The sequence below is a fragment of the Desulfoluna sp. CLI2B genome, from assembly GCF_056847375.1.
In genome coordinates this window covers 426044-440093 of the sequence record NZ_CP186557.1, presented here as the reverse complement: position 1 = coordinate 440093, position 14050 = coordinate 426044, and the positions used below count along the sequence as shown (strand labels likewise).

Here is a 14050-nt window from a genome sequence, read left to right as displayed (position 1 = left end):
GATTTTGTCACCCCGCCTCCCTGCCGCTCCTTTGTCACCCCCTGGTGCCGGGCCTTGCGGGCAGCGTCCCGACACGTCTTTTGCATCAAAAAGCGATTACATTACCGCCCCTTGAGTCGGAATACGTAGGCGAGAAGCTCTGCCACCGCCTGAAAGAGGTCGTCGGGGATCTCCCTGCCCACCTCCACTACTTTATACAAATTCCGGGCCAACGGGCGATTTTCCACCAGGGGAACCCCGTTTTCCCGGGCAATCTCCCGGATCCGCTGGGCAATTTTTCCAGCGCCCTTGGCCACCACCTTGGGGGCGGCCATCTGCCCCGGCTTGTAGGAGATGGCCACGGCCAGTCGCACGGGGTTGACCACCACCACGTCGGCGTCGGGCACCTCGTGCATCATCCGCTTTCTGGAGGCCTCGATCTGGAGGTTTCGAATACGGGACTTCACCAAAGGGTCCCCTTCCATCTCCTTGTGCTCTTCCTTGACCTCCTGGCGGGTCATCTTGAGCTTTTCCTCAAAGCGCCAGCGCTGAAAAACGTAATCGGCCACCGCCACCGCCACCATGGGCAGGGTCACGGCGAGAAAGATCTTAAAGGCCACCCGCCCCATGTAGAGAAAAATCCGCAGGGCCGACTCATCGTAGAGAAGGGGAATGCGGGAGAGCTCCCCTTTGATCACCAGCCACGCCACATAGATGATGATGGTGAGCTTGGCCAGGCTCTTGACCAGCTCCCCCACGGCATGGAGGGAAAACTTGTTCTGGAACCCCTTGATGGGATCGATGCGCTCGATCTTGGGCATCACCGCCTTGGGTGAAATGACAAACCCCACCATGATCACATTGGAAAAAAGCCCCAGCACAAACACCGCCAGAAGCACCGGTGCCATGATGAGGAGAAAGAGCCCCCCCATATGGAAACACAAATCCACCACGGCCTTGAGGGTCAGCGCCTCCACCGACTCAAAGGCAAAGGCGTCCCGGAAGAGATCCTCAAAATGCCCGGAGATAAAGCTGGAGGTCAACAAAAGAATGAAAATGGCCCCCAAAAGCACAAAAACCGACGGCAGCTCGGCGCTTCGGGCCACGTCCCCTTCTTCCCGTGCCTTCTCCCGTTTTTTCGGGGTGGCCGGTTCGGTTTTCTCCTGCATGGAGTCTTCAGCCACGGGTGCCTCCCATCATCTCCAGCATGTGGGTGAGAAGGGTGGCATAGTCCCCCACAAAGCGCCCCACCATGATGTGAATCACCTGAAGGGTCAGGCCAAAGAGAAAAAGCCCCACGGCGATCTTCACCGGAAAAGCAAGCACCAGAACGTTCATCTGAGGCACAAAACGGGCGCACATGCCAAAGGCACAGCTCGTAAAGAAAAGGGCCACCATTGTTGGAGCCGCCACGCGTATGCCCACGGTGAACATGGCAGAGACCAGGGTCTCCAGGGTGTTCCAGAGGCTCTGGGTGAGCAGCAACCCCCCGGGCTTCACCAGGAAAAAGCTGTCGGCCAACGCGGTGATCACCACATGGTGCCCCCCGAAGGCCAGAAAAAGGAGCGTGGCCACGAGATACCCCACCTGACTCATGATGGCCATGGGTGACCCGGACTGGGGATCGATGGTGTTGATCATGGAAAAACCCATCTGAAAACTGATGATGCCCCCTGCCAGCTGTATCGCCGCAAAAAAGAGACGGGCGGAAAGGGCCAGGCACATCCCGAGGATCAACTCCGCTCCCATGGTGATCACCATGGGTACGGTCCCGTTCGGAAACACCGGGGCGGTTTTGGCCGCCACGGGCCAGAGGGTAAAGGCCAGCACCAGGGAGAGGGCGGTTTTCACCCGCACCGGGATCACCGGGCTGCCGAAAAAGGGGAAAAGAAAAAGAAGGGTGCTCACCCTTAAGAGCACCAGCAGGAAGATGCGGAACTCCGCGGTGGGAAAGTTGAGGATCTCCATGGGCCTACCGGATGTACATGGGGATGTTTTCGATCACCCGGATGGTAAAGGTGGTGATCTTCTCCAGCATCCAGGGCAAAAAGAAGAGAAACCCCAAAAGCACGGCCACGATCTTGGGCACAAAACTCAAGGTCATCTCCTGAATGGAGGTGACCGCCTGAAAAATGGAAATCAACAGACCCACCAGAAGACCCAGAAGCAGCATGGGAGCAGAGAGCAGCAACGTCAAGATGATGCTCTCCTTGGCAAAGGTCACCACAAATTCAGGGGTCATATCAGCAGCCTCCTTATACGCCAAAGCTTTTGACCAGGGACCCCACGATGAGGTTCCAGCCGTCCACCAGCACAAACAGCATGAGCTTGAAGGGAAGAGAGATCATCACAGGGGGCAGCATCATCATGCCCATGGAGAGAAGCACGCTGGCCACCACCATGTCCAGGATAATGAAGGGAACATAGATGAGAAAGCCGATGATAAAGGCCGTCTGCAGCTCGCTGATGACAAAGGCGGGTACCAGGGTGGTGAGGGGCAAATCGTCGTGGGTCTCCGGCCGCTTGTCCCGGGCGACCTTGACAAAGAGGGCGATGTCCTTTTCCCGGGTGTTGGCCAGCATGAACTTTTTCACCGGCTTTTCCACCTCACGGACCATCTCGGTAAAGGGGATCTTCTCCTCCAGGTATGGATTGAGCCCCTTATCGTAGGCCTCCTGCCACACCGGCTTCATGACAAAAAAGGTAATGAACAGGGCCAGCCCCACCAGCACCTGGTTGGGGGGCGCCGACTGGGTGGCCAGGGCCTGGCGGAGAAAATGGAACACCACCACCACCCGGGTAAAGGAGGTCATGAGAATAAGAATGGTGGGGGCCAGGGCCAACACCGTGAGAAGGGCCAGCACCTCCAGGGCGACGCCCACCTCCGAAGGAGTGGTGGCCTGCCCCACCCCGATCTGAAGGGAGGGGATGGGAAACTCAGCCCAGGCACTCACGGGCAAAAGGAACAACACCCCGATGAAAGCAGCCGGGCAAAAGTGCCTTATCAGCCCTTTGCGATCACGTCTCATCCGGGGCCTCCCCTTGCTTTGCTTCGCCCCTGGCCATGCGGCGCCTGAGCAGGGTCTCGAAAAAGGACGGAGAGGCCTCGTCCGCATCGGCTATGGCCTCAACCTCACCAAAGGTATGCAGGGTACTGATCCCGGCCGGGGTCACCCCCAGAAGCAGGCGCACGCCCTCCACATCCACGAGCATGAGGCGCTCCTTGGGGCCCAAATGGTAAGTCCCCCGTACCGCCACGGCTCCCTGGCCCGCAAGCTGCCGCATCCCGCCGATGCGCTTCAAAAGAAACACAACGCCCATGAGCACGGCCAGCACAACAAGAAGCATGCCCCCGGTTTTCAGCACCAGCGCCCCCATATCGGGAATCGCTGAGATATCCTGTACCGCTCCCGCCTCCACGGCCTTTCCCCCTTTACGACCTTAAGCTGCGCACCCGTTCCATGGGGGTGATGATGTCGGTTAAACGTACGCCGAACTTCTCGTTGACCACCACCACCTCGCCCCGGGCCACCAGCTTCCTGTTGATGTAGATCTCCAGGGGCTCGCCGGCGAGCTTGTCCAGCTCCACGATGGAGCCCTGGCCAAGCTGGAGCAGGTCGTTGACCAGCATCTTTCGACGGCCCAGCTCCACGGAGAGTTCCAGGGGGATATCCAGGATAAAATCGATGTCCTGGGTTTCGGCTCCGAAATCGTCCATTTCGTCAGTTTTGTTGCCGTTGTTATCTTCCATTAGGTCTGTCCCTTTGCTATCGGGTGTAGAGTTTTTCTTCAATGCTGAAGGCCTGGAACCCACGCTGGGTCCCGGCAAAGCCCTTGAGCTTCTTCACGCCGCCCACCATGGCCAGAAGGGTGTCTGAGGCATCCTGGGTCAACTCGATGACATCCCCCTCCTTCAGGCCGATGAGGCGTCTACCGGGAATGAGCTGTAACCCGAGCCACTGCATTTCCACCTCGGAGTCGAAGATGATCTCCTTGAGGCGTTTCTGCCAGGTGTAGTCCACGTCCTCGGTTTCCGCCTGGAACCCGGCAGAGAGCTTGCCGCGGATGGGCTCGATCATGGCATAGGGAATGCACACGATGAGGGTACCCGCCGACTGCTCCAGCTCCACCTCAAAGCGGGAGACGATAACCAGGTCCGTGGGCATGACAATGGCGGCAAACTGGGGGTTCACCTCGGACCGGACCATGGCGGGATGCACCTGCTCCACCGGCATCCAGGCCGTCTCGAAATCCTTGAGGCAGGCCTTCACCACCTTGAGGATCATGGCCTGCTCGATGCTGGTAAACTCCCGGCCGTCCACCCGGGCCGTGGAGTTGCCCTTGCCTCCGAAAAACTGGTCGATGAGGTTGAAGACCAGGCGGCTCTCCATGACAAACAGGGCGTGGCCCCTCAAGGGCTCCAGCCGGAACACATGGAGGCTCGTGGGCACGGGCAGGCTGCGGCCGAACTCGGCAAACTTGAGAATGTCGTGGGACTCTGCCGCAATGTCCACGTTGGTATGCAGAAGGGCCGACAGGCTCGTGCGGATCTCCCGGGCAAACCGGTCGTTCAGGACCTCAAAGGTGGGCATACGCCCACGCACCACCTGGTCCTGACTGGTAAAGTCGTAGGGAAGCACCCCGTCGGGGTCGGGCTGGCCCGATTCGGTCTCCGTTTCAATGTCTCCGGTGCTCAAGCCGGACAGGAGGCTGTCCACCTCCTCCTGTGACAGAATATCGCTCATGGCCACCTACAGGATAAAAAATTCAGTAATATAAACACCTTTGACGCGCCCACTCTCCAGAAGACCGTTGACCAGGCGCAGGGTCTCGTATTTAAGGCGTACCCTGCTTCCGCTGCGCTCCATCTCCTCCACGGACCGCCCGGCAAGGGCAAGGCCCAGGGCCTCGACGATCTCCTCCTTGCGAAGGGTCATCTCCTCGGCCAGCCCCTCGGAGTTGAGGTCAAAACTGAACCCGAGGGTCAGGGTCCGGTCCCCCATGCGCCCGGAAAGGGGCACCTGAATGTCCGTCAGGGGCCACAGGGCCTGGAAGGGCTCCTTGTGACGCGGCGGCAGGGGCTCGGTATCCGCGGCGACCTCCTCGTCGGGTTGCCCGAGAAGAAACCACGCCGCACCGGCACAAGCTACAGCCAGAAGAAGGCATCCCGCAAGGATGATCACCATTTTTTTATTTTTCAAGAAACCCGGCATGACTCGCCTTTCGCCTTCGTTGTGTCTCCAAACCCCAAGGGGATTAGCCGGATATGCCCGACAGGGACTTGAGACGCCCACTGGAAATGCCACGGGCCCCGGATACAGCCCCAAGCGCGCCACCCGAAGGTAGAGCAACCACCGTGCCAACGCCCCTTGGATTCCCCTTTTCTCGGCAAGGGCTCAAAAAAGTTCGATGTATTTCGAGGTATTGCAACACAGGCGGCCCATAACAAGCGTCCCTGCGACGCACCCCCTCTTTTTCAGGTATCGGCAGAATCGTCAAAAACATGACACCCGAACAAAAAAAACGCGGCCCCGGGCAATGCTCCCCGGTTCGGCCGCGTTTTATAAAAAAGCCATAGATACCCTGGCTATCGCTTCATGGAGATGGTGTCCCCAAGCATGGTGTCCACGGTGGTGACGATCTTGGAGTTGGCCTGGTAGGCCCTCTGGTTGGTGATCATTTTCACGAACTCAGAGGCCATGTCCACGTTGGACTGCTCCAGGGAGTTGGGGGCCAGGCTGCCCAGACCGTTGGTGCCCGGACGGTTGGTGATCACTGAGCCCGAGAGACGGGTCTCGCTGAAGAGGTTGCCCCCTTCCTTGAAGAGCCCCTGAACGTTCTGGAACTTGCCCAGGGCCACACGGAAGAGCGGGGTCACCTGGCCGTTGGAGTACTGGCCGGTGATGACGCCGTCCACGTCCACGCTGATGTTCTGGAGGCTGCCCGCCCCGTAGCCGCTGGCAGACTGGAACACCGTGGTGGAGGCTGAAGCGAACTGGGTGGAGGAGAGCCCTGCAGGGGCCCAGTTGGTGCCGTCAAAGGCGATGCCCATGTCCAGCTCGATGCCCATCTCCGTGGTGCGGTTGTTGCCCCCTAAAAAGTCGGCGGCCACGGTGAAGTGCTGGTTCTGGAAATCACCGCTCATGTCGGACCAACCGTCGGCGTTGTCCAGAGCGTCGGGATCCCCTGCGGAGATCACCACATCAAAGGTACTTCCCACGGCCACGCTGGTGTCCTCTTCCAGGCGCAGGACAATGCCGTCCGGGCCTTCCACGGAATTCCCGTTCTTGAAGTCTGCGGGCACGGTGATGGTGCCGGTCTTGCCGCTGCCTGCCGCCGTCCAGTTCAGGACAATGGGGTTGGTGCCCACGATTCCGCCGCCTGCAGCCGGGTCTGCCGCGGGATCTGCCGCTGTGGCGGAAGGGGCCACGGTAAAGCTGTAGGTTTCCGTGGCGGGGGGGCCGCCGGCCAGGACCGCGGGATCGCCGCTCCAGTCGCCGCTGACCTTGGGGGTGCCGCTGGTCCAGGTGGAGTTGGCCACGGTGAGGTTGCCACCGGAATTGCCCACAAACCGTTCAAAGGTCTGACTTGCCAGCAGGCCGTCGGTGGTGAAGTTCAGCGTACCACGTCCCAGAAGGCCCCGTCCCCTGTCCTCATCGGAGTTGAAAATGTCCCTCATGTCCTCTTCCGGGTTGCAGGTGACGATGTACTCGTAGCTGCCGTCCCCTGCGCCCTTGTCAAAGTAGAGGGTGAGGTCATGGGTACTGCCCAGGGCGTCGAAGGCCTTGACCGTGGTCTGGTACTCAAAGGCAAGGTCGCTGATGTTGATCCCCGCGCCGGGGCGTCCGTCCCAGGCCGTGGACAAAGGCACTCCGGGCCCCACGGTGTTGTCTTTGCCCCTGGCGTCCAGGTTGGTGATGACCGAAATCTTGTTGGTCTTTTCCGGGGGCGAAGTAAAAGACTCCAGCTGGATATCCTGGATGGAGCCCACATCCTCCACGTCACCCGTGGCCTCGTTTCGACGAACAGCCCACCCCTGGGTGATGTAGCCAGAGGGGGTGGTGAAGTTGCCGTCCTTGTCGAACCGGAACTCACCGGCCCGGGTGAAGTACTGCTCGGCTTCGTTTTTGGGGTGACGCACGATAAAGAAGCCCTCACCGCCGATGGCAAGGTCCGTGGGGGACTCCGTGGATTCAAAGGACCCCTGGGCAAACTGTCCGGCGATCTCGCCCACGGAGGTACCGCGCCCCACCTGGGCGCTTCCGGAGTTGGTGGCCACGGTCTGGCTCAGGACATCCTGGAAGGTGACCCGGCTGGATTTGAAACCGATGGTGTTGACGTTGGCGATGTTGTCGCCGATGACGGTCATGGCATTGCCCATGGCCGAGAGGCCGCTGACGCCTGAAAAGAGTGAACTGGTAAGTGACATGCGTTGATTTCTCCTCTATCGGTTTCCGCCATCGGCAGACGGAGCTGCCTGGGGCTGCGGTGCGGCAGCCATGGCTGCCCGGGGCTGAGCCCCTTGGGTTCCGAACAATTGAGCGGCGATCTCCGGGGGAAGCCCCCCGGGCACGGCACCGCCCGGCAGTGAAGGACCGGCTGCCACCGGGGGTTTTTCAGGGGCCACCACCGTGGCCACGCTCCCGGGCGCCACCTTGCGGCCGTCCACCACCAGAAAGCTGCGCCCACCCTCCCGGGTTACCCCCTCCACCATCCCGCGATCGGTGGTGGAGACGGAGGCGTAGTCGCCTTTGGCATTACGGGCGATGATCTTGTAAACATACTTGCCGTCGGAAAGACGGTTGCCGTCTTCATCGGTGCCGTCCCAGGCGATCTGCTGGCGGCCCTGGGAGATGAAGTCGGTACCGGAGCTGATCTCTTTGACCAGGACGCCGTCGGGGTTGTAGACCATCACGCTGACCCTGGCCGGCTCCTTCAGGGTGTAGTGCCCGCCGGAGGTTACACTACCGGCACTGAGGGAGACGGGGTTGCCGTTTGAGACCACCTCCTTGCCGATGTAGTCGAAGATGTTGTTCTCCTCCTTGCTGGCCTGGTTCACGGCCAGCAGGGATTTTAAGTTGTCGTTCATGTTCACCTGCTGCTCCAGCCCGGAGAACTGGGCCAGCTGCGCGGTAAAATCGGTTCCGTCCAGAGGGTTCAGGGGATCCTGGTTTTTCATCTGTGCCACCATCATGGTGAGAAAGGCGTTTTTTCCCAGGGCCTCGTCCTCATCCTTTGTGCGGCCGGTCTTGTTATGGGACTGGCCGTCGAGGAAAATGGATCGGTTGTTGTATGTGCTCTCAACTCCCGGCGTTGTCATGCGCTCTCCTTACTGATTATCACCGATGATTCCCTGTCTGGGCGCCATCGCATCCGCCCCTTGCTCATGCCACCACGCTGATGGCGCCCTCGTGTTCTCGCTTGGCCGGGCCCGAGGCCTCGCCTTCGGGTTCTCCCGTTCCGCCCTGGCCGCCCTGCCGAGGGCTGGAACGCCCTCTTCCGCTACGGCCTTCCATACCCCCGCCGTTCTGGGCCATGAAGTCCATGGTCGCCCCGGTGGCCACCTCAATGCGGTCCAGGCGAATCCCGTGGTCGGCCATGAGGGCCCGGAGATCATGCTTGCCTGCAGCAAGAATCTCTCCTGCCTTCTCTTTTTCGGAGACGATGCGTACCGAAACGCCTTCGCCCTCTTTTTCGATGCGTATCTGAATCCGCCCCAGGGAGGGGGGACGCACCTGAAACGTCACTTCGCGATCGTTCTTTTTCAAGGAGGTGGAAATCTGCCGCCCCACCTGAAGGGCCAGCTGACGGGTCAGCCCGCTTTTGGGCGTATCCACCGAAGAGGAAGGCTCCAGCTCGCTTGCGGCGGCTGCCACCACGTCCGAGGGGGTGGGCACCACCGGGGCGCCTGCACGGTCGGACCCAACGGACTTTACGGATTGAAGGGGAGCAGCCGCAGGCTCGTCCACCGGAGCCGTTCTGGGTCGGGCTCCGGGGCCGGGAGCCATGGCCGGATGATCTTTCTTGGCCAGCCGGGCTGCCCCGGTGTCATCAAGAGCGACCTCTGCAGGGGACGCTGCTTTTGCCCCGCGCACTGTGGCCCGGTTCCCGGAACGTGCCAGGGTGTTGCCAAGTCCTTCTGCAATGCCTGCGGCTGCAGCCGGGACTTTAGCGTCCGCGGAGGCAGGGGATGTGCCAGGCGCAGACAACGGAGGAGTCTCCTGCCGCGTGGCTTTCTTCCCCTCAGCGGCACCGCGAACCATCTCGGCGAAGCGGTCTACCCCCACCTCTCCAGCGGGTTGAGGAACCTTGCCGGCTGCGGCTGCGCCACCCCCTTGAGCGGGGCCGGGCGCCATGCCCCCCTTGGTAAAGGGCATCTTTGCCCCGGGCTTTCCGGGTACCCCGGCACTTTTTTCCGGTCCGTGTTCCAGCGGGCCCTCTGCCAACGCGGGGCCGCCTGATTTCACAACCGGAACCAGCGGGGAGACCGCCAACCCGGCAAGAAGCTCGGCCACCGCCTCATCGCCATTGCCCTTGGTGTCCTCTGCCTCGGCGGACGCGCCTTTTTTAACCGGCCCCTTTCCTTCCGCCATGGAAAGAGCAGCCTTTTTACCCGACGGGGCCTTTCCCTTTAATAATGTCCCGGCTTCGGCACCCTCCCCCTTGGTTTCAGGAGCCATGCCCTTGGCCGCGTTGCCTTTTCCGAAGAAAGCCGTCAGGAGAGCGGCAAAGCCGCCGGGCTGTTTTCCCTTTGCCCCGCGTTGCCTGCCCGCGGCCTGAAGGCCCGAGGTTGCTTCCGATGTGGTTTGAACTGCTGTCTGCATGAACCTCTTCACTTTCCCGGTTGGGTTGCCTGGGGTTACCGTAATGCCCCCACCCTGTGTCATCAGGTGCGTTCGGCTTGCGGGCCCCACCGGTGGGACACCGCATGCCCTCAGACAAAAAGCAAAGCCCATGCCAACCTTCCAATGTCAATTCAAATTACTATATTTTCAGGATATTAAACCAAGCCAATCACACATCCTCCACCCCAGCACAATTTTCCCTTTTGACGCCTGAAGGGAAATTTCTGCCCCGCCCGCGGCATGTTCATTCTCCGTACATAAACAGATCACCAATTGTACATTCGCCCCGCCAGCCACGATCCACACGCCGAGCCACCAGAAATTTTACCATACCATTCAAATATGTTATCTTTTTGCACCCATTCGGGTATATATTTTGCTATGTTACCCATGGCACCACCGGTCGACCCGAGGCTTCCGAAAGGTGATGACAATGTAAAAAAACGAAACGACGCTGTAACCGCTCACCACTGCAAGGGTTTTTCCCTCCACAACGTCTCGCCATTTTTTTCCAGGCATCATTTATGACGGTCTGCCATTTTCCTGACACCTGTGACCCAAGAGGCACCATGAGAACCACTGTTTTTGATACCCCTATCCTGCGCACCATCATGCGCTGGGCAGCCATCATGACCCTGAAAGCCGGGGGCTGGAAAGCCGTCGGCACCCTGCCCACCGTGGACAAATACGTCGGCATTGCCGCCCCCCACACCTCCAACTGGGACTTTATCTGGACCATCTGCATCGCCCTGAAGCTTCGCGTCAAGGTCTTCTGGATGGGCAAGCACACCCTCTTCAAAGGCCCGGCCGGCCCCATCATGCGCTGGCTCGGCGGCATCGCCATCGACCGGACCAAGGCCGGAAACACCGTGGAGCAATCCATTGCAGCCTTCAATGAAAACGAAAAGCTTGTCCTCATCATTCCGCCTGAGGGTACCCGGTCCAAGGCCCGGTACTGGAAGACGGGTTTTTACCATATCGCCAACGGAGCAGGATTCCGTTTCCAGTGGCTCAATCTATGATTACCCTGAAAATGGGAGGCTTCGGCCCGGCCTTGATCCCCACCGGGGACATTGAGGCAGACATGGATCTCATCAAGGGGTTCTACAGCAACGTCACCGGCAAATACCCGGACCAGTACGGCGAAGCCGAGGTGTTCTCCGGCAACGACGCCATCGACGCCGACACCCGGGCTTACGTGGACAGCTCCAGCGTCTTCTTCTCTCCCACCGGAGACATGGAGAGCGACCTGCGCTTCCTTTCCGCCTACTACCGAGAGATCACCGGCCCCGACGGCCCCCGCCCCAGCCTCAACGCATAAATAAAACGTGCGGCCCTTCTCGGGCCGCACGTTCAAAAACATCCGCCTTACACCACCACCCCGTCCCCTTACCGCGCCACCACCGGCCTCACCTTTTGCGGTCCACCCTGCGTGGGCGAGGCAAAATGGCGCCTCAGGTGATCCACGCGGTCGCTGAAGCTGTCGTCCAGGCGCCCCTCTCGGGCCGCAGCCCCAATGCCTTCAGCCATCCAGGCCGTACGCAGGGAGATGCGCCGCTCCGAAGCCAGCTTAGCGCTCCCCATGGCCGTGCCCCGCATGATAAACCGGAATGCCCGGCTGTAGATCAGCTCATCCACGGCGTAGAGCTCGTCTTCTGCGCCATCGCCGTAATGCCGGGACACCAGCCCCTGCACCACGGGGTGCACCAATCCGTGTTTGCGGACCTTTCCATACCCGAACATCTTGATCAGCCCGTCCACCCATTCGAGATACGACCCCAGGACCCCGCCTGCGTTGGCCAGGATATCGGGGATGGAAATGCGCCCCCTGTCCTCCAGGTAGGTCTCGGCCTCGGGGGTCAGGGGGCCGTTGGCCCCTTGCAGGATATAATCCGCATCCACCCGGGAGGCATGGACAGCACCGGTCCGCATCTCCGCGTCCAGGGTCACCACCTCCTCCAGGGCAGCGGGCACCACCACATCCACCGTGGCGGTAAGGGGCCGGGTGGTGTCCCCTTCCACAAATCGACCCATGGTGTCATCCGCCATCTCGGACAGCAGCTTGCCGGAAGCAGCCCCTCGAGCCAGCTCGTCCACCTGGGGAATACCCCGCAGATTCACCAGGGTGCCCCCGGCATCGGAGATCATGTGAATGGACGCGCCTTTGCCGTGAACGATGGCGGCAAAGGCCCCTCCGACCTTACCAAACCCCTGAACGGCAAAGGAGAGCATGCGAATGTTGGCGTCTGCAGCGTGATAGAACTGGGGTTCCGTGTCCAGGGCTTCATCGATGCGCGCAGGGTTCAGCCAGAGGTCGGCATCGTTGTACCGATGAAACCCTTTGAGCACCGCCAGCACCTCGTAAAGCCCCCGGGCCGTGGCACCGGTCCGCAGGGCCAGGCCGCGCCCCCCGGGCTTTCCGGTGATGGCCGAGGAGGTATACCCCTTGACCTCCTCCCGGTCTGCCGCAAGGGTTGTCACAAGAGCCTTGTTCCCCACATCGATACCGAAATGGCGCCTCAGGCGCTCTGCCTTCTCGAGAAGCCACTTCCAGGCTCCCTTCGGCGATCACCGGCGCGGGAGACCTCGTCGGTGATCACCTCAAAGAGCGTGCCGATCTCCTGCGGTCCAACCCCCACATCCCCTGCCGGCACATCGGAAAAGGGCCCGATCCCCGCCTTTTTAAACAAAAATCGGCCGTAGGCGGCAAGGACCCGCTCGCGCACCTCTCCCGTCCCAAGGCTACCCAGAATCCCACCCTTGCCCGTGGCATAATAGGGAATCCCGAGCCCGAGGCTCTTGAACAGCATGTTGGTGGACAGGGCCCCCTCCCCGGAAAAGGAGACATGGGTTTTGTGACAGCGGATTCCCCCTTTGCCGATGCCCTCCCCGTTCATGCGGATAAAAAGGCAGCTCTTGCCGGAGTGATCATCAAAATAGTTTTCGTAATGAATCCCTCGAAACCGGACCAGCCGGGAGATCTCATCGCCGAAAAGGGCCCTTTTTCCGGCCCCGGGGATCTCCACGGGAACGGTGGCCGCAGCAAAAATATGGTAGAGGGTGGCCCAATAGTAGTCGCTCTTCATCTCCCCGTCCGGTGCCATGAGGTAGTTCCTGATGGTGTCAAAGGCCACCTTCCTTACCCTTTGGCTCTCATCGGAGAGAAGATACACCAACGGAATGAGATACTCTTTGTGGCGGTGGGCCTGCATCCGGCCCAGATAGGCAAGCTTTCCCCTGTAATCGGCCAGCGCAAGGTTACCCAGAAAGTCCCCTATCTGCCCCGTGGGAATGGGGTCGCTCTTCATCAGCATGGAGCGGGTGGCAAGCTCGTTTCGCAGAAACCCGTCGAGCTCCGGGGTGATGAGGGCATCGGCGATATAGGTGGAAAAGGCCACCATGCGCCGGTTGGCCATGACAAAGGTTTCAAAATACTGCCGGGTAAAGGGGATGCCCTTTTTGTCGAAAATACCTTCGATGGTCGTGAGGTTGTTCCGAAAATTCTCGTAAGGGAGCCAGAGCTGGAGCCTTCGTTCCGGGACCGGTTCATCGGCGATGATGTTCTGGTCGATGCAGATGTGAACCGTCGTCCCCTTTTTCAAGCGACGCACCACCCGGTTCCAGGCCGTAAAATAGTTCTCAAGGGTACGGATCCGCTGATTGTGGAGAAGGGCATGGACAAACCGCTCGGTGGCGGTCCCCAAAAAATCCATCACCTCCTTTTTACCGGCCACCTTCCCCAGCTTCTCCTCCATATATTGGGCCGCATTCGTCATCAACCCCGTTTGTCACCGGGGGTCTCCCCTTCCACAATATACAAGCGGCGGTTGGCCTCCGGGTTCCCTTCCAGGCAGACCACATAGGAACTCATGCGAAAGCTCTGCATGGGGTGTTCCCGCATCAGGGCCTTGATGGCCTCCAGGGTTTCACGTACCAGCTCCCGTGTCTCGGAAATGAAAAAGAGGTGCTTGTTGCCGAAACGGCCGGTGACGTTGATCCCCTCCCCGCTTCCGGAGGCGTAGCGGTTTTTGAGCATCGCCTCCTGATAACGGCTTCCCGCAATAAGGAAAGCGATCTCCTCGGTGGCAAGGGACCGGTAAAAATAGGGACCGAGATCGGTCTTGGTCAGCACGGTCTCGATGGCATCCAGGACGTGTCGGGTTCGAGGTCGTAGGCGTGGCGGAGATGGTTGTGAGGACCATCTTCTTTATCGGACACAAAGCGGT

The 14050-nt window shown here is 60.3% G+C and carries 16 protein-coding genes; 2 read left to right on the top strand and 14 right to left on the bottom strand.

Features of this window, described 5'->3' with window-relative positions; genetic code table 11:
* Positions 1-101 precede the first annotated feature (101 nt).
* From flhB to ACOYW2_RS02100, 11 genes are all read right to left on the bottom strand, one after another.
* Complete coding sequence (gene flhB, locus ACOYW2_RS02150; RefSeq protein WP_482415011.1) at positions 102-1163, bottom strand: flagellar biosynthesis protein FlhB; 1062 nt, start codon at positions 1161-1163, stop codon at positions 102-104.
* Positions 1156-1947, bottom strand: coding sequence for a flagellar biosynthetic protein FliR (fliR, locus tag ACOYW2_RS02145; protein WP_482769231.1), 792 nt, complete (start codon positions 1945-1947; stop codon positions 1156-1158). The genes flhB and fliR overlap by 8 nt, the downstream gene beginning before the upstream one ends.
* A gap of 4 nt (positions 1948-1951) precedes the next feature.
* On the bottom strand, positions 1952-2221 hold the full coding sequence (fliQ, locus tag ACOYW2_RS02140) for a flagellar biosynthesis protein FliQ (RefSeq protein ID WP_180136866.1): 270 nt from the start codon (positions 2219-2221) through the stop codon (positions 1952-1954).
* A gap of 13 nt (positions 2222-2234) precedes the next feature.
* Entirely contained in the window at positions 2235-3008 is a 774-nt protein-coding gene (fliP, locus tag ACOYW2_RS02135; RefSeq protein WP_482769230.1) for a flagellar type III secretion system pore protein FliP, read from the bottom strand.
* The gene (gene fliO, locus ACOYW2_RS02130; protein WP_482421512.1) at positions 2998-3399 is read right to left on the bottom strand and encodes a flagellar biosynthetic protein FliO; all 402 of its coding nucleotides are present in this window, start codon (positions 3397-3399) and stop codon (positions 2998-3000) included. Before fliO ends, fliP begins: the two co-directional genes overlap by 11 nt.
* A gap of 13 nt (positions 3400-3412) precedes the next feature.
* Complete coding sequence (gene fliN / locus ACOYW2_RS02125; protein WP_180136868.1) at positions 3413-3730, bottom strand: flagellar motor switch protein FliN; 318 nt, start codon at positions 3728-3730, stop codon at positions 3413-3415.
* Between the two features lie 16 nt (positions 3731-3746).
* Positions 3747-4724, bottom strand: a complete 978-nt coding sequence (gene fliM / locus ACOYW2_RS02120) for a flagellar motor switch protein FliM (protein ID WP_482769229.1) — start codon at positions 4722-4724, stop codon at positions 3747-3749.
* A 6-nt stretch (positions 4725-4730) separates the two neighbouring features.
* Positions 4731-5180, bottom strand: coding sequence for a flagellar basal body-associated FliL family protein (locus tag ACOYW2_RS02115; RefSeq protein WP_482769228.1), 450 nt, complete (start codon positions 5178-5180; stop codon positions 4731-4733).
* Between the two features lie 386 nt (positions 5181-5566).
* Entirely contained in the window at positions 5567-7408 is a 1842-nt protein-coding gene (locus ACOYW2_RS02110) for a flagellar hook protein FlgE (protein ID WP_482415005.1), read from the bottom strand.
* Between the two features lie 15 nt (positions 7409-7423).
* Positions 7424-8299, bottom strand: a complete 876-nt coding sequence (locus ACOYW2_RS02105; protein WP_180136872.1) for a flagellar hook assembly protein FlgD — start codon at positions 8297-8299, stop codon at positions 7424-7426.
* Between the two features lie 64 nt (positions 8300-8363).
* On the bottom strand, positions 8364-9803 hold the full coding sequence (locus ACOYW2_RS02100) for a flagellar hook-length control protein FliK (RefSeq protein ID WP_482769227.1): 1440 nt from the start codon (positions 9801-9803) through the stop codon (positions 8364-8366).
* A gap of 590 nt (positions 9804-10393) precedes the next feature.
* Between ACOYW2_RS02100 and ACOYW2_RS02095 the strand changes: the two genes are divergently transcribed.
* Entirely contained in the window at positions 10394-10846 is a 453-nt protein-coding gene (locus tag ACOYW2_RS02095) for a 1-acyl-sn-glycerol-3-phosphate acyltransferase (protein ID WP_482421507.1), read from the top strand.
* Positions 10843-11145 carry a hypothetical protein gene (locus tag ACOYW2_RS02090; protein WP_482769226.1) on the top strand — a complete coding sequence of 101 codons (303 nt, stop codon included), beginning with the start codon at positions 10843-10845 and terminating at the stop codon, positions 11143-11145. The genes ACOYW2_RS02095 and ACOYW2_RS02090 overlap by 4 nt, the downstream gene beginning before the upstream one ends.
* A gap of 68 nt (positions 11146-11213) precedes the next feature.
* On the opposite strand, the gene ACOYW2_RS02085 is transcribed toward ACOYW2_RS02090, so the two are convergent.
* The 3 genes from ACOYW2_RS02085 to ACOYW2_RS02075 are packed head-to-tail and all read right to left on the bottom strand — an operon-like array spanning position 11214 to position 13956.
* Positions 11214-12305: a Glu/Leu/Phe/Val dehydrogenase gene (locus ACOYW2_RS02085; RefSeq protein ID WP_482769225.1), complete on the bottom strand. Its 1092-nt coding sequence runs from the start codon at positions 12303-12305 to the stop codon at positions 11214-11216.
* Positions 12306-12343: 38 nt separating this feature from the next.
* Complete coding sequence (locus ACOYW2_RS02080) at positions 12344-13579, bottom strand: Glu/Leu/Phe/Val dehydrogenase dimerization domain-containing protein (protein ID WP_482769224.1); 1236 nt, start codon at positions 13577-13579, stop codon at positions 12344-12346.
* Positions 13580-13599: 20 nt separating this feature from the next.
* Entirely contained in the window at positions 13600-13956 is a 357-nt protein-coding gene (locus ACOYW2_RS02075; RefSeq protein WP_482769223.1) for a hypothetical protein, read from the bottom strand.
* Positions 13957-14050: the final 94 nt, after the last annotated feature.

Excerpts from the sequence above, each read along its gene's own strand:
- fliR (WP_482769231.1), bottom strand. The coding sequence starts at position 1,947 with ATGGAGATCCTCAACTTTCCCACCGCGGAGTTCCGCATCTTCCTGCTG.
- fliQ (WP_180136866.1), bottom strand. The coding sequence starts at position 2,221 with ATGACCCCTGAATTTGTGGTGACCTTTGCCAAGGAGAGCATCATCTTG.
- fliP (WP_482769230.1), bottom strand. The coding sequence starts at position 3,008 with ATGAGACGTGATCGCAAAGGGCTGATAAGGCACTTTTGCCCGGCTGCT.
- fliN (WP_180136868.1), bottom strand. The coding sequence starts at position 3,730 with ATGGAAGATAACAACGGCAACAAAACTGACGAAATGGACGATTTCGGA.
- fliM (WP_482769229.1), bottom strand. The coding sequence starts at position 4,724 with ATGAGCGATATTCTGTCACAGGAGGAGGTGGACAGCCTCCTGTCCGGC.
- ACOYW2_RS02110 (WP_482415005.1), bottom strand. The coding sequence starts at position 7,408 with ATGTCACTTACCAGTTCACTCTTTTCAGGCGTCAGCGGCCTCTCGGCC.
- ACOYW2_RS02105 (WP_180136872.1), bottom strand. The coding sequence starts at position 8,299 with ATGACAACGCCGGGAGTTGAGAGCACATACAACAACCGATCCATTTTC.
- ACOYW2_RS02100 (WP_482769227.1), bottom strand. The coding sequence starts at position 9,803 with ATGCAGACAGCAGTTCAAACCACATCGGAAGCAACCTCGGGCCTTCAG.
- ACOYW2_RS02095 (WP_482421507.1), top strand. The coding sequence starts at position 10,394 with ATGAGAACCACTGTTTTTGATACCCCTATCCTGCGCACCATCATGCGC.
- ACOYW2_RS02090 (WP_482769226.1), top strand. The coding sequence starts at position 10,843 with ATGATTACCCTGAAAATGGGAGGCTTCGGCCCGGCCTTGATCCCCACC.
- ACOYW2_RS02080 (WP_482769224.1), bottom strand. The coding sequence starts at position 13,579 with ATGGAGGAGAAGCTGGGGAAGGTGGCCGGTAAAAAGGAGGTGATGGAT.